Annotated in this window: 20 protein-coding genes; 12 read left to right on the forward strand and 8 right to left on the reverse strand. The window is 66.5% G+C overall.

What is annotated here, in order from left to right:
• The first annotated feature begins 10 nt into the window (after window positions 1-10).
• On the forward strand, window positions 11-778 hold the full coding sequence (locus BJA_RS26620) for an SDR family oxidoreductase (RefSeq protein ID WP_011088033.1): 768 nt from the start codon (window positions 11-13) through the stop codon (window positions 776-778).
• Between the two features lie 26 nt (window positions 779-804).
• Window positions 805-1,836 carry an L-idonate 5-dehydrogenase gene (locus tag BJA_RS26625; RefSeq protein WP_011088034.1) on the forward strand — a complete coding sequence of 344 codons (1,032 nt, stop codon included), beginning with the start codon at window positions 805-807 and terminating at the stop codon, window positions 1,834-1,836.
• Here the strand turns inward: BJA_RS26625 and BJA_RS26630 are convergent.
• Window positions 1,833-2,708, reverse strand: a complete 876-nt coding sequence (locus BJA_RS26630) for a DUF3280 domain-containing protein (protein ID WP_038967092.1) — start codon at window positions 2,706-2,708, stop codon at window positions 1,833-1,835. The genes BJA_RS26625 and BJA_RS26630 overlap by 4 nt on opposite strands.
• 191 nt (window positions 2,709-2,899) lie before the next feature.
• Between BJA_RS26630 and BJA_RS26635 the strand changes: the two genes are divergently transcribed.
• Together BJA_RS26635 and BJA_RS26640 are read left to right on the forward strand one after the other, a co-directional pair.
• Window positions 2,900-4,282, forward strand: coding sequence for a sensor histidine kinase (locus BJA_RS26635; protein ID WP_011088036.1), 1,383 nt, complete (start codon window positions 2,900-2,902; stop codon window positions 4,280-4,282).
• The gene (locus BJA_RS26640; protein ID WP_011088037.1) at window positions 4,279-4,941 is read left to right on the forward strand and encodes a response regulator; all 663 of its coding nucleotides are present in this window, start codon (window positions 4,279-4,281) and stop codon (window positions 4,939-4,941) included. The genes BJA_RS26635 and BJA_RS26640 overlap by 4 nt, the downstream gene beginning before the upstream one ends.
• 32 nt (window positions 4,942-4,973) lie before the next feature.
• Here BJA_RS26640 and BJA_RS26645 read toward each other — a convergent pair whose 3' ends face one another.
• A complete protein-coding gene (locus tag BJA_RS26645) occupies window positions 4,974-5,957 on the reverse strand; it encodes a VOC family protein (protein WP_038967091.1) in 984 nt (327 codons plus the stop codon).
• 146 nt (window positions 5,958-6,103) lie between these two features.
• On the opposite strand from BJA_RS26645, the gene BJA_RS26650 reads away from it, so the two are divergent.
• The 4 genes from BJA_RS26650 (at window position 6,104) to BJA_RS26665 (ending at window position 10,616) form a co-directional block, all read left to right on the forward strand.
• The gene (locus tag BJA_RS26650; protein WP_011088039.1) at window positions 6,104-6,895 is read left to right on the forward strand and encodes a DNA-binding transcriptional regulator; all 792 of its coding nucleotides are present in this window, start codon (window positions 6,104-6,106) and stop codon (window positions 6,893-6,895) included.
• 76 nt (window positions 6,896-6,971) lie between these two features.
• Window positions 6,972-8,480: a bifunctional 3-(3-hydroxy-phenyl)propionate/3-hydroxycinnamic acid hydroxylase gene (locus BJA_RS26655; RefSeq protein ID WP_011088040.1), complete on the forward strand. Its 1,509-nt coding sequence runs from the start codon at window positions 6,972-6,974 to the stop codon at window positions 8,478-8,480.
• Between the two features lie 26 nt (window positions 8,481-8,506).
• Window positions 8,507-9,358, forward strand: a complete 852-nt coding sequence (locus BJA_RS26660; RefSeq protein ID WP_011088041.1) for a fumarylacetoacetate hydrolase family protein — start codon at window positions 8,507-8,509, stop codon at window positions 9,356-9,358.
• 46 nt (window positions 9,359-9,404) lie between these two features.
• Window positions 9,405-10,616, forward strand: coding sequence for an ABC transporter substrate-binding protein (locus BJA_RS26665; RefSeq protein WP_011088042.1), 1,212 nt, complete (start codon window positions 9,405-9,407; stop codon window positions 10,614-10,616).
• A gap of 65 nt (window positions 10,617-10,681) precedes the next feature.
• On the opposite strand, the gene BJA_RS26670 is transcribed toward BJA_RS26665, so the two are convergent.
• A complete protein-coding gene (locus tag BJA_RS26670) occupies window positions 10,682-11,524 on the reverse strand; it encodes a hypothetical protein (protein ID WP_038967090.1) in 843 nt (280 codons plus the stop codon).
• Window positions 11,525-11,736: 212 nt separating this feature from the next.
• Here BJA_RS26670 and BJA_RS26675 point away from each other — a divergent pair, with 212 nt between their 5' ends.
• Entirely contained in the window at window positions 11,737-12,618 is an 882-nt protein-coding gene (locus tag BJA_RS26675) for an IclR family transcriptional regulator (protein WP_038967089.1), read from the forward strand.
• A 36-nt stretch (window positions 12,619-12,654) separates the two neighbouring features.
• Window positions 12,655-13,629 (forward strand): Bug family tripartite tricarboxylate transporter substrate binding protein, encoded by a 975-nt coding sequence (locus BJA_RS26680; RefSeq protein WP_011088045.1) that lies wholly within the window; start codon window positions 12,655-12,657, stop codon window positions 13,627-13,629.
• Window positions 13,630-13,798: 169 nt separating this feature from the next.
• On the opposite strand, the gene BJA_RS26685 is transcribed toward BJA_RS26680, so the two are convergent.
• A complete protein-coding gene (locus BJA_RS26685) occupies window positions 13,799-14,290 on the reverse strand; it encodes an SRPBCC family protein (RefSeq protein ID WP_038967088.1) in 492 nt (163 codons plus the stop codon).
• Complete coding sequence (locus BJA_RS26690; RefSeq protein WP_038967099.1) at window positions 14,290-14,679, reverse strand: ArsR/SmtB family transcription factor; 390 nt, start codon at window positions 14,677-14,679, stop codon at window positions 14,290-14,292. The genes BJA_RS26685 and BJA_RS26690 overlap by 1 nt, the downstream gene beginning before the upstream one ends.
• Before the next feature lie 327 nt (window positions 14,680-15,006).
• On the opposite strand from BJA_RS26690, the gene BJA_RS26695 reads away from it, so the two are divergent.
• Complete coding sequence (locus tag BJA_RS26695) at window positions 15,007-16,062, forward strand: serine hydrolase (protein ID WP_038967098.1); 1,056 nt, start codon at window positions 15,007-15,009, stop codon at window positions 16,060-16,062.
• A 71-nt stretch (window positions 16,063-16,133) separates the two neighbouring features.
• Here the strand turns inward: BJA_RS26695 and BJA_RS26700 are convergent, their stop codons facing one another.
• Both BJA_RS26700 and BJA_RS26705 read right to left on the reverse strand, forming a co-directional pair.
• Window positions 16,134-16,967 carry an outer membrane protein gene (locus BJA_RS26700; protein ID WP_011088049.1) on the reverse strand — a complete coding sequence of 278 codons (834 nt, stop codon included), beginning with the start codon at window positions 16,965-16,967 and terminating at the stop codon, window positions 16,134-16,136.
• A gap of 271 nt (window positions 16,968-17,238) precedes the next feature.
• Window positions 17,239-17,943: an SDR family oxidoreductase gene (locus BJA_RS26705; protein ID WP_011088050.1), complete on the reverse strand. Its 705-nt coding sequence runs from the start codon at window positions 17,941-17,943 to the stop codon at window positions 17,239-17,241.
• Between the two features lie 100 nt (window positions 17,944-18,043).
• Between BJA_RS26705 and BJA_RS26710 the strand changes: the two genes are divergently transcribed.
• Entirely contained in the window at window positions 18,044-18,886 is an 843-nt protein-coding gene (locus BJA_RS26710) for a GNAT family N-acetyltransferase (protein ID WP_011088051.1), read from the forward strand.
• Here BJA_RS26710 and BJA_RS26715 read toward each other — a convergent pair.
• Entirely contained in the window at window positions 18,883-19,329 is a 447-nt protein-coding gene (locus BJA_RS26715; RefSeq protein WP_028171445.1) for a hypothetical protein, read from the reverse strand. The two genes, BJA_RS26710 and BJA_RS26715, sit on opposite strands and share 4 nt — an antisense overlap.
• Between the last annotated feature and the right edge of the window lie 74 nt (window positions 19,330-19,403).

Genomic DNA, 19,403 nt, shown 5'->3' on the forward strand with positions numbered 1-19,403 from the left:
ATTTCTTGAGATGAGCACCGCCCTTTTCGACCTTTCCGGCCACACCGCGCTCGTGACCGGCTCCTCCCGCGGGCTCGGCCGCGCCATCGCCGAGGGCATGGCCAAGGCCGGCGCCAGGCTGATCATCAACGGCGTCGATCCCAAGCGCGTCGAGCAGGCCGTCGCCGAGTTTCGCGCCGCCGGCTACCTGGCCGAAGGCGCAGCCTTCAACGTAACGGACGAGCCGGCGATCGTCGCCGCCTTCAACGACTTCGACAAGAAGGGCATTGAGGTCGACATTCTCGTCAACAATGCCGGCATCCAGCACCGCAAGCCGCTGGTCGAGTTCACCACCGACGAATGGCGCAAGGTGATCGAGACTGACCTGACCAGCGCCTTCGTGATCGGCCGCGAGGCCGGCAAGCGCATGATCCCGCGCAAGCGCGGCAAGATCATCAATATCGGCTCGCTCGGCAGCGAGCTCGCACGTCCCACCATCGCGCCCTACACGGCAGCGAAGGGCGGCATCAAGAACCTGACCCGCTCGATGGCGGTGGAATGGGCCCAGCACGGCATCCAGGCCAATGCGATCGGCCCCGGCTACATGCTGACCGACATGAACGAGGCGCTGGTCAACAACACCGATTTCAACAACTGGCTGATGGGCCGCATCCCCTCCAAGCGCTGGGGCAGACCGGACGAGCTGGTCGGCGCGGCGATCTTCCTGGCGTCGGACGCCTCCACTTACGTCAACGGCCAGATCATCTATGTCGACGGCGGCATGATCGCCGCGATGTGATCGCGAAACGCTAAGGGAAAGAGACCATGCGCGCCGTCGTCATTCACGCCCCGAAAGACCTGCGGATCGACAGCTATCCCGATCCGGCACCCGGCCCGGGCGAGGTCCGCGTCAAGATCGCCAATGGCGGCATCTGCGGCTCGGACCTGCATTACTACCATCACGGCGGCTTCGGCGTCGTGCGCATCCAGCAGCCGATGGCGCTGGGCCATGAGATCGCCGGCGTGGTCGCGGCCGTCGGTGACGGCGTGACCAGCGTGAAGCCGGGCACGCGCGTCGCCGTCAATCCGAGCAAGCCGTGCGGCAAGTGCCTGCATTGCCAGGAGGGGATGCGCAACCAATGCCTCGACATGCGCTTCCTCGGCAGCGCGATGCGCTTTCCCCATGTGCAGGGCGGCTTTCGCGAGTTCCTCACGATCGATGCGACGCAGGCCGTACCGATCGCGGATGAGCTGTCGCTGGCCGAGGCCGCGGTCGCCGAGCCGCTCGCGGTTTGCCTGCATGCCGGCAAGCAGGCCGGCCCCCTCCTCGGCAAGCGCGTGCTGATCACCGGCTGCGGCCCGATCGGTGCACTGATGATCCTGGTCTCGCGTTTCGGCGGGGCGTCCGAGATCGTGGTGACCGATGTCGCCGACGCGCCGCTGGCGGTCGCCAGAAAGCTCGGTGCCACCCACGCCATCAACGTCGCGACCCATGCCACCGCGCTCGATCCCTGGCGCGCCGGCAAGGGCGTGTTCGACACGCTGTTCGAGGCTTCCGGCAACCAGGCTGCGCTCCGCACCGCGCTCGACGTGCTCAGGCCCGGCGCCACGCTGGTGCAGCTCGGCCTCGGCGGCGAGATGACGCTGCCGATCAACTCCATCGTCGCCAAGGAATTGCAGCTCCGCGGCACCTTCCGCTTCGATCCCGAGTTCGAGCTCGCGGTGCGGCTGATGGGCGAAGGCCTGATCGACGTCAAGCCGCTGATCACGGCCACCATGCCGTTCGAGAACGCGGTCGCCGCCTTCGAGCTTGCCAGCGACCGTTCGCAGTCGATGAAGGTGCAGCTGTCGTTCTAGGGCTTTGCCTGGCTCTCGATCAGCCGGTCGCTGACCAGCCGTACGGCGCCGCGCTTCCAGGAATAGTCCGCGCCCATGCGCAGGCCGCTGTCACCGCGCGCCAGCACCGCCCCGGTCCTGGCATCGCGGAGCTGGAAGCCGAGCGTGTATTCGGTGCGGCTGACCCGCCGCACCACGCCGATCAGCGACTGGTCCGCGCCGAGCTTTTGCGCAATCGCGGCCTCGCAGCCGCCACAGTCGCGCAAGGCACGCGCCTTCACCGCCTCGCCGCTGATATCGACGATACGGTAGCGGCCGGACTGGCCCAGGGCCTCACGCACGCTGCCGGTGACCTCGGCCAGGTATGACGCATCCGAAGCGGCCGAGGCGCCCGCCGAAGCTGCGGTCGTGTCCTCGAGCTCGAAATCGAACACCGCCAGCGCGACCGGCGCCGGCGTGCTGAGCGCGGCCATCACCTCGCGGGAGACAAAAATCTCGGCGCGCTCCCAGGATTCATCATTGTCGCCGCGGAAGGTGTAGAGCTTGTCCATCACGAGCCTCTTCGCGCCGACGTCGATCACGGCGACCTTGGCCCATTGCACCAGCGTGCTCGTCTTCTGGATGCCGCCGATAACCTTGAAGGCCGCGCCGTCCTGCGCCGACGGCACTGGCCGGTAGCGGCCGTCCGCACTGATATCGCGCCTGAGCGCGGCCATGAACGCCGACAGCCGCCGCTCATGGGCGGCGGTCTGGTTGGCCGGCTCGGCCGACGTATCGGTATAGCTGAAATCGTCCATGGCAACGCCGATGGCCGCCCCGGCACCGGCTGGCGAATAGGCCGCCGGGAGGACGACAAGGAGAAAAGCAGAGCAGATCAACCGGGACAGGTGCATGAGCGGGCCTCGTGTGACGGAGCGGCGCGAAAATCTGGATGGCCGCCTCTCGCCATGCAACCGTGCCCGTCCCGGCGAACGCCGGGAAATTTTCACGACGTTGCACTGCGGTAGAGCACAGCGCTTTCCGCCGCTTGCGTTCTGCCGTTTAATGCGGTGGCGACAAACCCGTTCGCGCCAGGTGCCTGCCGATGTGGAACCGCCCGAGATTCGATCTCAAGGTCCGTCTGACGTTGCGCGTGGCCGCAATATCGGCCGCCTGCTTCGCCGCGATCTCCGCCTATTTCCTTGTAACGGCTGATCGCGAGGCGCATGCGCGCATCGACGGTATCGCCGCCATCGTGGCGAAGTCGCTGGAGCTGCAACAGGGCAAGGTCCAGTGGGTGGCGAACCCGCGCTCGGACTTCCCCAACCTTGACCCCGTATCGGCCTATGTGATGACGCCCGGCCTGTGCCTGGCATTCCGTGGCGCGAACGGCGAGATACTCCAGCGGTTCTGCAGTGGCGCGCCTACTCCGGCAAACCCGCCGCCGCAGGTCTTCGCGGCCTTCTATCGCAGCCTGTTCGACCCCGGCCGTGAGGCAGCGCGGCCAGTGATCGTGCGCGGAGCGAAGCTCGGCGAGACCGTGGTCTCGGTCGATCCGGCCGTGCAGACGGCGGAGGCATGGCACGAGGCCGGCCGCCTGATGATTGCGCTTGCGATCGCACTGCCGCTGCTCTGCGCACTGGTCTATGCGGCACTGGCGCGGGCGCTGCGCCCCACCCGCATGATCCGCACCGGCCTCGAACGAATCGCCGCCAATGACCTCACCGCGCGGCTGCCGCCGTTCGACCTCGCCGAGCTCTCCGCCATCCGCGACGTCTTCAACCATCTCGCCGAAAGCCTCGACACCGCGCTTGCCGAGCGCAGCGAGCTGACGCGAAAGCTGATCGCGCTCCAGGACGAGGAGCGCCGCCATCTCGCGCGCGAGCTGCACGACGAGTTCGGCCAGTCACTGGCCGCCATCCGCGCGCTCGCCGCATCCGCCCGCCAGACCGCCGTGCAGGACTGCCCTTCCCTGCTGTCCGAGTGCGACGGCATCGCACGGACCGCAACCGGCATGATGGAGATGCTGCGCGGCACGCTGTTCAGACTGCGTCCGCCCGATGTCGAAGAGCTCGGGCTGGTCGCCAGCCTCGAAGGCCTGGTCGCCGGCTGGAACGGTCGCAGCCGCGGCGAGACGCGGTTTGCGATCCGCTTCGACGGCGCCTTCGAGACCCTGCCGGCCGCGATCAGCGCCAGCCTCTATCGCATCGTGCAGGAGGCTCTCACCAACGCCGCCAAGCATGCCGGCGCAACCAAGGTGAGTCTGGAACTGACGATGCGTGCCGACGAGATCGCGCTTGCGATCGACGACGACGGACGGTCGAGCGATCCCGCCGCGAAATCCGGAATGGGCCTGCTCGGCATGCGCGAGCGCGTCGCGGCCCTGCGTGGCAAATTGAGCTTCGAGGCCGGACCGCATGGCGGCACTGCGCTGCGCGTCACCATCCCTGTCGCGGCCGATCGGCCGGTGCTGGAGCGGGCGGCATGAGCGCGGGCGATGCGACCATCCTGCTGGTCGACGACCATTCCGTCGTCCGCGAAGGCTATCGCTCGGTGCTCCAGAAGCAGCCGGGCCTGCGCGTCGTCGCCGAAGCCGCCGACGGCGCGGAGGCCTACCGTCTCTTCAAATCCGTGGCGCCCGACCTCGTCATCATGGATCTGAGCATGCCCGGCATCGGCGGCATCGAGGCTGTCAGGCGGATCAGGCAGTGGGACAAGGGCGCGAGAATCCTCGTCTTCACCATGCACCAGAATGCGGGCTTTGCCGTGCAGGCGATCCGCGCCGGCGCGAGGGGCTATGTCACCAAGACCAGTCCGCCCGAAACGCTGGTGCGCGCGGTGATGGACGTGCTCGCGGGCCGGATCGCCATCAGCCCCGACATCGACCACGAACTCGCACTGAGCCGCATCAGCGGCGAGAGCTCGGCTGCCGACGTCCTCACGCCGCGCGAGTTCGAGGTGCTGCGGCTGCTGCTGGCCGAGGAGTCGACGGAGGAGATCGCCGAGACGCTCCACGTCAGCCCGAAGACGGTGGCAAACCTGCATTCGCTGATCAAGGACAAGCTCGGCGTCGACTCCGACATCGAGCTGGTCCGCCTGGCGCTGCGTCAGGGACTGTTGACGCAGGTCGATCTCGGCAAGGCCTGATCGCCGCTTGCGCTCTCCCGCCTGGCGGCGGATCATTCGCGCGCGACCACCGCGTCCAGCCATGCGCAGTTCAGCGGCGGCACACGCGGGTCGGCGACGCGCACGCCACGGGCCGCGGCGTCCAGCCTCATGTCGCGCAGGCGCTTGCGCTGCTCCTCCGGCATGTTGAGCCGCTCGTGGCCCCATAGCGACGGGCCGTCAAAGGTCTCGTGCGGCTGCCAGGTCTCGGGATCGATGACGCGGCCGCCCCAGCCATATTCGATGAAGAAGCCCGAGGGCGTATTCACGTAGAACGAGGTCATGTGGTCGTTGGTGTGCCGCCCCAGCGTATAGGCAATACGGCCGTCATCCAGCTGCGCGAGGTCGTAGCCCTGCCCGACATCGTCGAGGCTGCCGAGCTCGACCATGAAATGATGCAGCGCCTTCCGTCCGGAGCCTACCATCGCAAAGCTGTGGTGGCGGCCGTTGACGTGGAAGAAATAGAGCCCATAGGGCTTGAGCCCGAAATCGGAGACGTGGAAGCCGAGCACGTCGCGGTAGAACGGCAACAGCGGCTCGACGTCCTCGACGTTCAGCACCACGTGCCCCATGCCGAGCGCGCCGGTACGAAAACCCGAGATCGGCCGCCCCGGCTTGAACGGCTCGGTTGCAAGCTCCGGCTTGCAGAAGGCCTCAAGCCGATTGCCGGCGGGATCGGCGAACGTGATCAGCTCGGCCACATGACGTTCGTCGGCGAGCGCGCGCGAGCCGCGCGTCACCTTCACGCTGTGGCTTTCCAGCCGCCCGGCTAACTGATCGAGCTCGGCGGTTGAGGGAACTTCCCATCCCATCACCGCCAGCCCGGCATCACTGCTGCCGTCGACGATCAGCCGCTGCTTGCGATCGTCCATGCGGAAGGCGCGCATCTTGCCGCCGCGATCGACCTGCTGCATGCCGAGCAGCCGGGTTGCCATGTGGCCCCACTGATCGAGCTGGGATGAATTGATCCGGACATAGCCGAGCGCGGTGATTTCCATCGACGTCCTCCCGAGGGCATCGCACCCGCCGCACTGCGGCGAACTTGATACCGGCCGCGCACGCTCCTACGGTGGCGTCCGCAATCGCTTCTCGTTTGCGAAGACGATAGCCGCGGAGCGAAACGGCACAAGGGAGGAAATGCGAAGTGTCCAAGGAGCGGACGCGGACCGGAGCGCCGCGGCAGTCGGAGGGCGTCCGCGCCTTCAAGCGTGGGCTGGACGTGCTGCACGAGATCAACCGGTCCGGCGGCAGCCGCGCGGGCGACGTCGCCCGCGCACTCGACCTGCCTCGCCCGACCGTCTATCGCCTGCTCGAGACGTTGGAGGAACTTGGCTATGTCGCCCGCAGCGCCAGCGACGACCGCTTTCGCGTGACCCGGCGCGCGCTCAGTCTCGGCGACGGCTACGATCCCGGCGTGGTGATCTGCCAGGCGGCGGCGCCTTATCTCGCCGAGCTCAGCAAGAACCTCGTCTGGCCGGTCGATCTCTCGACTTACGAGAACGCCGCGATGGTGGTGCAGGAAACCACGCACTCCCGCAGCCCGCTCTCGATCGACCGCGGCATGATCGGCAAGCGCCTGCCGATGTTGCGGACGTCCGCGGGCCGCGCTTATCTCGCCGCTTGTCCTGCGCGCGAGCGCAACCTGATCGTCAATCATCTGCGACGCATCGACGAGGCCGACGATCGCCCCTTCCTCGACGAAGGCCGCCTCGACCGCATGATCGCCGAGACGCAAGCCCGCGGCTACGCCATCCGCAGCGAGGGCGAGTACAATCCCAAGACGGCCTCGATCGCGGTCCCCATCGTGCGCAACGGCGCCGTGTTCGGCTGCATCTCCATCATCTGGATCCGCTCGGCCCTCGGAATTGAAGAAGCGGTGGCGCAATTTGCAGGACAGCTTCAGGAAACGGCATCGGCCATCCCGGTCGAGGTCTAGCGGGGTCCGTCCGCTGGGCGGACACTTGGCGCGACGGCATTGATGCTGCGGCGCGGCTTGGGGAAGAGATAGCCCCATGCAACATAAGTCCACCCCCGAAGAGTTTGATGTCGTGATCGTCGGCCGCGGCCCGGTTGGCGCCACGTTGGCCAATCTGCTCGGACTGTGCGGCGTGCGGACGCTGGTACTGGAGCGCGAGGCGCGGACCTATCACCTGCCGCGCGCGGTGCATTTCGACGACGAATGCATGCGCGTGTTCCAGACCATCGGCCTCGCCGACGCGATCCTGCCGCATGTCATCCTCAGCCCCGGGATGCTCTTTCTCGACGCCGGCGGCCGGATGCTGCTGGACTGGTCGCGCCCGCAGACGCTCACGCCGATGGGATGGAATCTCAGCTATCGCTTCCACCAGCCCGATCTGGAGGACGTGCTGATCCATGGCCTTGCGCGCTGGCCGCATGTCACCCTGCGCAACCGCTGCGACGTGTTCGCGCTGGATCAGGACGAGACTGGCGTGCGCGTCCGCTACGAGGATCTTGCCAACGGGACGCTTGGTGAAGTCCGTGCCGGCTATGTGGTCGGCTGCGACGGTGCCCGCTCTCTGGTGCGCCGCTTCATCGGCTCCGGCATGGACGATCTCGGCTTTCACGAGCGCTGGCTGGTGATCGACGTGCTGCTCAAGCGCGACCGCGATGACCTCGGCGACTACAGCATCCAGCACTGCGACCCCCGGCGGCCGGCGACCTATGTCCGCGGCACCGGCACCCGGCGGCGCTGGGAGATCACGGTGTTGCCGGACGAGGATTCGCAAGATGTGGCGCAGCCGGCCAAGGTCTGGGAGCTGCTGTCGCGCTGGATCACGCCCGACGACGCCGAGATCGAGCGCGCCGCTGTCTATACTTTTCATTCCGTGATCGCGCAGCAATGGCGGGGCGGACGGCTGCTGCTCGCGGGCGATTCCGCACACCAGACCCCACCCTTCCTCGGACAGGGCATGTGCGCCGGCATCCGCGATGCCGCCAACCTTGCCTGGAAACTCGGCGCGATCATCCGCGACGGCGCCGCGCCTGATCTGCTGGAGACCTATCAGAGCGAGCGCCAGCCGCATGTGCGGGAGTTCATCGAGCTCGCCATTCGCCTTGGCGGCATCATCAACACCAAGGCGATCGAGGCCGGCCTTGCCGCCGGCGAAGCGCGCGACAACGCGCCCGTGAAACTCGAGGTGAAAAAGCCCCTGCTCGGCCCCGGGCTCGCGCTCGGCGGCCTGCCGCTGGCCGGGCATCTCGCACCGCAGTTCGAGCTGAACGACGGTCGCCGCAGCGATGACCGGACCGGCTACAGCCATGTGCTGCTTGTCGAGAGCGCGGCCGCGCTGCCATCGCGTCTTGTCTCGTCGCCGGCCGGGATCGCAATCCTGACCGGCGACGAAGCCCAGGGCGTCGGGCACTGGCTGCGTGAGCACGGCATCATCGCCGCGCTGGTCCGTCCCGACCGCTATGTGCGTGGCACAGCCCGCAACGATTCCGAGTTCGAACGACTCGTCGCCGCCGTTACTCCCCCAACCCGCGTGCCGTCCGCGGCTTGACCGAACCCGCTTTCCAAGGACATCTCATGAAGCTGCTCTCTTTCATCGTCGACAGCCGCACCTCCTTCGGGGCCGTCAAGGACAACGGCGTCGTCGATCTCGGCGCGCGCATGGCAGGCTGCACGACACTGCGGCAGCTGCTCGAAGCCGGTCGCGTCGCCGAGGCGGCAAAGCTCGTCGCGTCCGCCGCGCCCGATCATGCCCTCGACAAGGTCAGCTTCGCGCCCGTCATCCCCGATCCCGGCAAGATCATCTGCGTCGGCCTGAACTATCGCGACCATGTCGCTGAAACCGGACGTATCGTCACCGAGAAGCCCGCACTCTTCGTTCGCTTCCCCTGCAGCCAGGTCGGCCATCTCCAGCCGATCGTGAAGCCGAAAGTCAGCGACGATTTCGACTATGAGGGCGAGCTTGCGCTCGTCATCGGCAAGGAAGGCCGGCACATCCCCGCGAACCGCGCGCTCGACCACATCGCCGGCTATTCCTGCTACAACGAAGGCAGCGTCCGCGACTGGCAGCGCCACACCAGCCAGTTCCTCTCCGGCAAGACCTTTGCCGAAAGCGGCAGCTTCGGCCCATGGCTGGTGACGGCGGACGAAATTCCCGATCCGTCAAAGCTGACCTTGCAGACCCGGCTCAACGGCACGGTGGTGCAGGACACCACCACCGATCTCCTGATCACCGCCATCCCCGGGCTGATCGCCTACATCTCGACGATCTGCCCGCTGGTCCCCGGCGACGTCATCGTCACGGGCACGCCCGGCGGCGTCGGCGCAAAGCGCACGCCGCCGTTGTGGATGCGCCCCGGCGACACCGTCGAGGTCGAGATCTCCGGCATCGGAACCTTGCGCAACAAGGTCATCGCCGAACCGGAGTGACCGCCAACGTCGCTCAATCAAAACGACAACAAAATCAGGAAACGCCATGGCCACTCACCGCACGACCTCCGCCGCTATCCTGCTGATCACGCTGGCGCTCGCAGGCACCGCCGCACGCGCCGAGATCAAAGGCGACGCCATCCGGATCGGCGTCCTCACCGACATGAACGGGATTTTCGCCACCGCCATGGGTCCGGGCTCGGTCGAGGCGGCGCGAATGGCGGCGGAGGAGTTCGGCGGCAAGATCAACGGCAAGCCCATCGAGATTTTGCAGGCCGATCACCAGAACAAGCCGGACCTTGCAGGCTCACTCGCGCGAAAATGGTTCAGCGACGGCGTGCAGGCGATCGCGGACGGTGGCAGCTCGGGCGCGGCGCTCGCGGTGCAGGAGCTGGTGCGCGGCAACGGCAGGATCTTCCTCGTCTCCGGCGCCGGCGCCAACCAGCTCACGGATGAGGCCTGCGCGCCGACCAGCGTGCAATGGACCCAGGACGCCTACTCCACCGCGACTGCCGTGGTCTCCGGCATCATGCAGACCAGCAAGGAGCCATGGTTCTTCATCACCGGCGACTACGCCTTCGGCCATTCGATCGAGGCGACCGCTCGCGCCCGCATCACCGAGCTTGGCGGCAAGGTTGCTGGCGGCGTTAAAGCCCAGCTCGGCACGCCCGACTACAGCTCGTTCCTACTCCAGGCGCAGTCCTCGGGCGCAAAGGTCCTGGCGATCAACGTCGCCGGCGACAACGCCACCGCGATCAAGCAGGCCGAAGAATTCGGGCTCGCCGCGCAGGGCATGAAGATCGTGCCGATGTCGTTCCAGAATGTCGACATCGAAGCGGTCGGCCTGAAGGCCACGCGCGGCGACCTTATCGTGACCTCGTTCTTCGAGGATATCTCGCCGGCGGCGCGGAAATTTTCCGATGCGTTCTATGCGCGCCGCAAGGCGATGCCCTCACAGATCCAGGCCGGGGTTTATTCCGCCGTACGCCACTATCTGCAGGCCATCAAGGACACCGATACGGACGACAGCGCGATCGTGATGGCCAAGATGAAGGCGACGCCGGTGTCGGATGCCTACACCACCAACGGCCGCATCCGCGAGGACCAGCGCATGGTGCACGATCTCTATCTGGTCCAGGTCAAGACGCCGGAAGAGTCGAAAGGCCCGTGGGATTTCGTCAAGCTGGTCGCGACGATCCCGCCCGACCAGGCCTTCCGCCCGCTCGACCGCAGCAAGTGCAGCCTGGTCGGCAAGTAAAGCGTTTTCAAGCGAAGTGGATGCCGGTTCGCGTTAAGAAAACGCGTCAAAATAGGAATCAACCCTCAGGCGAGATAGCGCGTCAGATAGCCTTCCATCGCGTAGAGCGCGCAGAGCGCCAGGCTCGACCACACCGCGGCGCTGAAATACAGGAACATCCAGGTCAGCTCGCCCTTCCAGTGCGCGATGTCGTGGGTCACCACCCAGCGCGTCGAGACGTCATGCAGGCCTTCGAGGAAGCCCAGGAACCTGCCGCCCTCGGCATGCCCTGCCCGCCAGCGGCTGAGATACATCGGCACGTCGACGGTAACGAGGAAGGCGAGGAAGCAGGCGATGCCGACGATGCCGGCGATCAGAGCCCAGCGCACCACGCCCTGGAATTCCGGCATCAGGCGGCACAGCGCGATGCCGGCGAGGAAGAAGGTCACCGCCCACAGCGAATTCTCGATCGCGTTGAAGAGATAGTTGGTGGTCACGACCGCGTACCACGAGAAACACTCCGCGATGATGATCACGGGCACGATCACCCACGCGATGTTCACGGCCGTCTCGGCACCCGTCATGGTGCCGAGCTGATGCAGGATCACCGCCCATTGCGCGGCGAAGCAGACTTCGGCCACCGTCGCGACCGAGCGGCCGACAAAGACGCTCGAGAGCCAGGTGTCGAACAGGCAGATGCGCTGCACGTCGGCGCGCGGCAGGAACGAGCGGAAGGCGCAGCCGAACACATACCCCGCGCAGAGCAGGAACATCAGCCCGATGTCGGAGCCGCCGCCGACGCTGCCCGCAACCGTCGGGTAGAACTCGCGATACAGCATGAACCAGACGAGGATGTTGGCGCTGCTGACGAGCGTGAGCGACCCCCACCACCACGCGAGGGGATTTGACCGCGCCTGCCACTGCAACATGAATCGCTCCGCTGTAATCGATGTGACATCTATTCGTAATAATCCTGTCACAGGACGCCATGGAATCACGACAAAAATCTGTGTGCGGCTCGGCTCGCGCGCGTCTTTTTTGCCCGCGGTAGCGACGGAGAGCGTGTCCACATATCGGACGGATGAGGCACAATTATCGAATTTATTGGACAAGCCAGCGGAGCGGGTCCATTAGAACTCCCATGGCTCGAACCGCGTCCAAACCGCCTCCCGCCTCCTCATCCGCGGCCGCAGTGCTGGCTTCGAGCGCGGATGACGCCGCGTTCGCGACGACGCTGGCAAAGGGCCTCGTGGTGCTCGAGGCGTTCAAGGCCGGAACGACGCAGCTCGGCAACATGGAGCTGTCGACGCTGACGGGGATTCCGCGGCCGACGGTGGCACGGCTGACGCATACGCTCGCCGAGCTCGGCTACCTCCGCTACGACGCCGAACGTGCGAAATACCGCGTCGGGGCACGCGCCCTGCGGATGGCGCATCCGCTGCTTGCCGACATGCAGTTCCGCCAGGTCGCGCGCCCGATGATGATGGAGCTGGCGCAGAGCGTGCGCGGCACGGTCTCGATCGGCCTGCTGGATGGCACGTCGATGATCTATGTCGAGACCGCGCGCTCCGGCGATGTCGGCCCGCACGTCCCCGACATCGGCATGCCCATTCCCGTGGTGATGACGGCAATGGGCCGCGCCGCGGCCGCGACCTTGCCGCCGGCCGATGCAGCGCTGCTCGAACAGCAGATCGCAAGCGAGGATGCCGAGCTGTGGTCGGCCTTTCGCGACAGATATCGCGCCGGCCTTGCACAATGCGCCAGCCGCGGATTTTGCACCTGCTGGGGCGAGTACATGGCCTCGATCCACGCCGTCGCCGCGCCGCTGTTTCATGCAGATGAGACGAGGCGGTCGTTCTCCATCAATTGCGGCATTCCCGCGTTCCGGCTCCAGCCCGGCCAATTGGAGGCCGAGATCGGCCCGCGCATCGCTGCCCTCGCCGACAGCATCCGCGCCATCGTCGGCGCGGCAGGGCCGGCGGCCGAGACACAAAAGCAAAACAAGAAGAGGGCCAGGAAATGAACAAGACAACTGGCGCTCCACCACCGGGAGGCCAACATGACCGTCACACGCCGAACATTGCTGGGCACCCTCGCCCTTGCCCTGTCCGGGCTTCCAGTCTCCGTGCGCGCTGAGGACCTTTGGCCGTCGCACATGGTGCGGCTGATCTCGCCCTACGGGCCCGGCGGCTCCAACGACATCTCGCTGCGTCTGCTCGCCGAAGAGTTCGGCCGCAGCCTGCACCAGCAATTCATCGTCGAGAACAAGCCGGGCGCCGGCACGCGCATTGCGAACGATCTCGTCGCGCATGCGCCGGGCGACGGCTACACCATTCTCTATGTCGCGGCCCCCTATGCCACCGCCGAGGCGCTGTTCGGCAAGCTGACCTATGATCGCAAGGATCTTCGGCCGGTCGCGATGGCGGTGATCGCGCCGCTGTTCCTGATCATCAGCGCGGACGCGCCGTTCAAGACGCTGCCGGACCTGATCGCCTACGGCAAATCGAAGCCGGACGGACTGACCTTCGCCTCACCCGGCGCCGGCTCGCAGCCGCATCTTGCCGGCGAGCTCCTGTTCAGGGATGCCGGCGTCAAGGGTCTCAACATCCCGTTCCGCGGTGACGCGGCGTCCTACACCGAGCTGCTCGCCGGCCGCGTCGATGCCACGCTGACCGCACTCCCGACGGCGCTGCCCTACATCCAGAGCGGCAAGTTCGCCGTGCTCGGCGTCGCCTCCAGCGAGCGCAGCCCGCTCTATCCGCAGGCTCCGACGCTGCGCGAGCAAGGCTTTCCCAACGTGATCGCCGCCGGCTGGTTCGGCTTCATGGCGCCGGCCGCAACGCCGCAGCCGATCGTCGACAAGCTACAGACCGAAGTCTCGCGCGTGCTCGCCGACCCCGCCGTGAAGGACAAGCTCACCGCCCAGGGCCTGGAAGTGCGCACCGGCACCGCCGCCGAATTCGGCCAGTTCATCGACAGCGAGACCCAGAGGTGGACCGGATTGATCCGCGAGGCCGGGCTGAAGGGGGAGTGACAGCCGAGGTGGACGAGTGAGGGGCGCCATCGACCGACTCTCGTCATGGCCGGGCTTGTCCCGGCCAACCGCGCGGCACGTAGAACGTGGATGCCCGGGCCTTCGCCTCGCCGGAGCGGCTTCGGCCGCGCAGGCGGAACAAGCCCGGGCATGACGACTGACGGTGCAGCTACCTCTTCAACGCGCCCACATAAGCCGCGAGCTTGTCCAGCGTCTGGTAGCCGTATTCGACGGCGCCGAAACTGATCATGCCATCACGCTGCTCCGTGCTCGAGGCCAGTTGCCGCATCATCAGCACGGTCTTGCCGTTGCCCTGCTCGGCGAAGGTGATGGTGAAGCGAAACATGCCGGGATCGTCGTCCTGGTCGACGCCATGGTCCATCTCCATCAGCTTCGGCCGCTCAATGCGCCGAAAGCGCATGCGGTTCGGATAGACGGTGCCGTCGGGGCCGATCATGTTGAAGCGCCAGACGCCGCCAACCCGCACGTCGATCTCGAAGGTCTCGATCTTGAACCCCTTCGGCCCGAACCATTGCGGCAGATGTTTTGGGTCGGACCACGCCTCGAACACCAGATCGCGCGGCGCGTCGATCACGCGCGACATCACGATCTCGCGGTCGAGCGACCATTGCGACAAAGCGGGATTGGCAGAATTCGTCATCACTCAGAACCTTTCCGTTTGGTTGTTCGGGACGGCCGCTTGGCGGCCGCCCTCTCCTTCTCTTTCTTGAGCTTCATCACGTAAGCCTCGAACCGGTCGAGGCGCGCCTCCCAGATCGCGCGCTGCTGCTGGAACCAGTCCTCCGCGCCGACGAGCGCGTCCGGGCTGAGGCGGCAGGTGCGCACGCGGCCGGATTTCTCCGACAGGACGAGCCCGCTCGTCTCCAGCACATGGACGTGCTTCATGAAGCTCGGCAGCGCCATGTCGAAGGGATCGGCGAGCTCGCCGACGGATGCCTCGCCCACGCAGAGCCGCATCACGATCGCCCGCCGTGTCGGGTCGGCGAGCGCGGAAAAAATCTGGTCCAGTCGAGATAATTGGTTAGCCATGAAGCTAACTATAGACCCGTCGCGAACCCGCGTCAACATTTGTTAGCCGACAAGCTAAGTAAAATCCGTCGTCGACGCGGCCGTGCGCTGGATAGGCGGCTAGAAGGTTCGCTACGGAACTTCCAACGCGCGATTGTGAATTGAGGCGGGACGCGGTTTGCAGGTACGACTGACGCCGGGGGCGTCGGCAATCTGTTCATCAAGCGCGTGTCCTCTCTTGTCACCTTACGATCTCTTTCGATCAGCCGGCGCGGCTTCGCCAGGGCGGCCCTGCTTCCGCTCGCAATCGGCCTCATCAGGCCGCGCGAGGCGGCTGCGGATTCCGACATGATCGCGCAGATGCGCGACATCGTCGCCAATGAGCTGGCGCCGACCGCGACGCCGGACCAACCGGGCGGCCTCGCCGCCGCGCTCTATGCCGGCCGTCATGTCGAGTTCTTCAACTACGGCTTTGCCGACGACACCACACGACGGCCGGTCACGTCGGACACGTTGTTCAACCTCGGCTCGCTGCGCAAGCCGTTCGAGGCGACGCTGGTCGCGCTCGGCACGCTCCGGGGCGAGCTGCGGCTCGACGACCGCCTGCCGAAATACCTGCCCGAGCTCACGGGCGACTCTATCCGCCGCGTCACCGTCGGCGAGCTCGTCACGCACACGTCGGGACTGCTGCTGCCGACCGACCACCCGCCCTGGCCGAACGAGGAGTTCTCGCGCGCGCAGTTCATCGAGATGCTCAACGCCTGGAGACCGCAGGCTGGCGAGGCGCCCGGCAAGCAGCGCATCTACAGCCATGCCGGCTATGTGCTGCTCCAGCTCGTGCTCGAACGCTGTTACGGCACGCCGATCGCAACCCAGCTCGAACAGCGCATCTTCAGGCCGCTCGGTATGACCGCGACCTCGGTGCCCGAACGCGGCGAGGACAACCGTGCCGTCATGGATGCAGCGTGGATGCAGCGGGTCGTCCAGGGCTATTCGGATCAGGGCATGGCCATCGGCCCGCCCGGCAACCAGCAGAGCTATTTCGATTTCCCCGGCACCGGCCAGATATTCTCTTCGCCGCGGGATCTTTCGACCTTCGTTGCGGCCTGCGTCGATGGCCACTCGGTCGACCCGCATTTGCGCGAGGCGCTGAGGATGACGCAGCACGAGACCTTCCGCGTCGACGAGAAATTCGGGCAAGGCATGGCGTGGGAGACGGTGCATCTTCCCGAGGCCACCGTCGTCGACAAGCCAGGCGGCCTCAACAACGCCTCCGGCTATCTCGGCCTCGTGCCGGCGCGGCGGATCGGCATCGTGCTGCTGGCCAATCGCGGCGAATATCCGCACGAGATCGCGCGCTACAGGATCCTGCCCGCGCTGGCGAAGCTCGTGGCCTCGCACTGAAGCCGGCCCTCGAAACAGAAAGCCCCGGCTGAGCCGGGGCTTTCCACGCCAGATTCGGAACGGGATGAAGCTCAGTATCTGGCGACGACAGGTCCGCCGAACTTGTAGTTCACGCCGACGCGGACGATGTTCGACTTGAGATCGACCGAGTGAGTGTAGACGTTGCTCGGAAATGCGATGGCCGGCACGAAGGCAGCAAGGTTCGTGCTGGTCGCGCTGGCGCGTCCGAGATCGACATAGAGATATTCGGCCTTGAGCGACCAGCCGCCGCCGAACGCATATTCGGTGCCCACGCCCGCGGTCCAGCCGAGACGCGTGTCGCGGATCGCGCTCGACTCGGTTGCTCCCGCAAACGTGTCGGTGAAGTTAAAATTGCCCTTGACCTCCGCGATCGCGGCGCCGCCCGTGGCGTAGAGCAGCCAGGTCGGAGCGGCCAGGAAGCCGATACGGCCGCGGATGGTCGCGAGCCAGTCGGCCGAGACCGACGACGACACCGTAAAGCCGGTCGGCGCGCAGCAGGGATAAAGCGCCGAACCGGTCGCACTGCCCTTGAAGCCGAAATAGTTGATGTCGCCTTCGAGGCCGAGCACGGCATGGTTGACCTGCCAGTTGTAGCCGGCGGTGAAGCCGCCGGTCACGCTGGAGCTGTTGATGCCCTGGGCGCCGACCGTGTTGATGGCGGGAACGCTGCTGGCGGCGAAATAGCCCGTCGGAGAAAACACGGTCGAGGTGCTGGGATCGGAGCTGCCCCACTGCCCGCCGACATTGCCGCCGACGTAAAATCCGGTCCAGTTGTAGGCCGGCGCCATCATCGGCGCCTTGGTGTAATGCGCCGCGAGGTCGGCCGCCTGCACCGATGCGGTGCCCAAAACAACCGAAGCGACCGCCAGCAAAAACTTCTTCATTCTAGTCTCCTTGCCCACGCGATCAGCTCGCGTTTCGAATGCGCGCGGGCGGAAGGCATCCGGCGCAGATCGGGCATAGGCCGCCGGCCCCATGCCGTCTTGGGCTGCGGCGAAGTTCATAGGGACTATGACGTAGTGTGCGCCCCACGTCGTGCGAACGGACGAGGAGTGTGACCCAAGAGCCACGCCTCGCCCTTCATCCGTGGCGCGCTACGCGCGCCGGTGTCGCATCACGACAAGGCGGCGCGAGCGCGATTCGAATCTGTCGGCGTCAGACCGAGCGCGTCAGCCCACCGTCCACACGGATGTTCTGGCCGGTGATGTAGGCTGCGCCGTCGGACGCCAGGAACGCGATCGTCGCCGCGATCTCCTCGACCTTGCCGTAGCGCTTCATCGGCACGCTGTCGCGGCGCGCATCTAACTGCGGCAGGCTGTCGATCCAGCCCGGCAGAACGTTGTTCATGCGGATGTTGTCGGCGGCATGGGTGTCGGTGAAGATCTTGGTGAAGGCGGCAAGGCCTGCGCGGAACACCGCCGATGTCGGAAACATCGCGCTCGGCTCGAATGCCCAGGCGGTCGAGATATTGATGATGGCGCCAGCCTTCTGTGCCTGCATCACCGGCGTCACCAACCGGGTCGGCCGGATCACGTTGAGCAGATATGTATCGAGGCCGGTGTGCCACTGCTCGTCGGTAATCTCCGTGATCGGCGCGCGCGGTCCGTGGCCCGCACTGTTGACGAGCACGTCGATACGCCCCCACTTCGCCATCGCGCCGTCGACGAGGCGCTTCAGATCTTCATTCGACTTGTTGGAGCCGGTGACGCCAAGCCCGCCGAGCTCGGCCGCCAGCGCCTCGCCCTTGCCGGAGGACGACAGGATCGCGACGCGAAAGCCGTCGGCCGCAAGCCGCCGCGCAGCCCCTGCCCCCATGCCGCTGCCGCCGGCGGTGACGAGTGCGACTTTCTCTGCTGCCATGACTGATCATCCCTGTCTTGAGGCGAGCCGCGAGCCCGGCCTATCATGAGGCCTTCTACCGCCAGACTTGCCGGCAGGTCCACCGTCGAAGGCATCCGTCATGAGCGATTTGCAGATCCGCAATTTGCGGCCCGAGGAGATCTCGATCGCCGTCGACTGGGCCGCGGCCGAGGGCTGGAATCCGGGCCTCGCCGACGCCGCCTGCTTCGCCATCCCCGACGCGCAAGCCTTCTTCGTCGGCGAGATCGACGGCGAGCCGGTCGCGACCGTCTCCTGTGTCAATTACGACGACCGCTTCGCCTTTCTCGGCTTCTACATCGTGCGTGAAAGTTTTCGCGGTTCCGGCCACGGCCTGCGCATCTGGAACGCGGCGATCGCGCATGCGCGCCCTCGCGTGATCGGCCTCGACGGCGTCGTGGCGCAGCAGGACAACTACAGAAAGTCCGGTTTCCAGCTTGCCTACGCCAATATCCGCTATGGCGGCATCGTCGCCGCGCCGCCGGGGCCGCCCACTGACCTCGTCGCACTCGACACGATCCCGTTCGGGCTCGTCGAAGCCGACGACGCCACGGTGTTCCCAGCGCCGCGCAGCGCCTTCCTGCGCGCCTGGATCAACACATCAGGACATGTCGGCCGCGCGCTGCTGCGTGATGGCAAGCTTGCCGCATGGGGCGTGATCCGCCGGTGCCGGAGCGGCCACAAGATCGGCCCGCTCGTCGCCGATGATCGCGCCGCCGCGGAGAAGGTCGTGCAGGCCCTGCTTGCAAGTGCGGGCGGCGGCGAAGTCTTCCTCGATGTCCCCGCCGTCAATCGCGAGGCCATCGCGCTCGCGGAACAGCTCGGCCTCAAGCCGGTGTTCGAGACGGCGCGGATGTACACCGGGCCGATCGCGCCGCTGCGGATCGACCGCGTCTTCGGCGTGACCAGCTTTGAGCTGGGCTAGTAGCAGCGCATGATGTTGACGGTGTGCTCGCCGCCGCCGCGGCCGGGCACCGTCACCTGCTCCGTCGGGCAGCTCGGCACGTAGGGCCGGTCGGACGGCACCACGTTCGGCGGGAAGCGATGCGTCCAGTCCCAGGGAACGTCATAGGTATAGGTGTAGCGCACGTCGTTGGAGAGCGGCTGCCCGGCGTCGGCGAAGGGCTGGCCGTAGCCCGCGCCGTCGTAGAAGAACCCCCCGCCACCCGGCCAATAGACCCACGGCGTGTTGCGGCCGCGGAACCGGGCACCCGGCGCGATCGGCGGACGCATTGCCGCAGTCGGCGGCGCCGCAGCCAGCCCATGCGCAGCAACGCCGCCGGGTCTTGAAAAACTGTCGCTGGAAGAAAGGAGCAGCGCGGCTGCGCTGAGCGAGGCGAGTAGCGCCCCATATGATCTGGACATCATGATACGCACCAACTCGTTTGGCTTCGGCGGCTCCCCACCACACGCTAGGCCGGGCTGTCGCCCACCCGCAAACG

This window comes from Bradyrhizobium diazoefficiens USDA 110 (assembly GCF_000011365.1).
Taxonomy (GTDB): domain Bacteria; phylum Pseudomonadota; class Alphaproteobacteria; order Rhizobiales; family Xanthobacteraceae; genus Bradyrhizobium; species Bradyrhizobium diazoefficiens.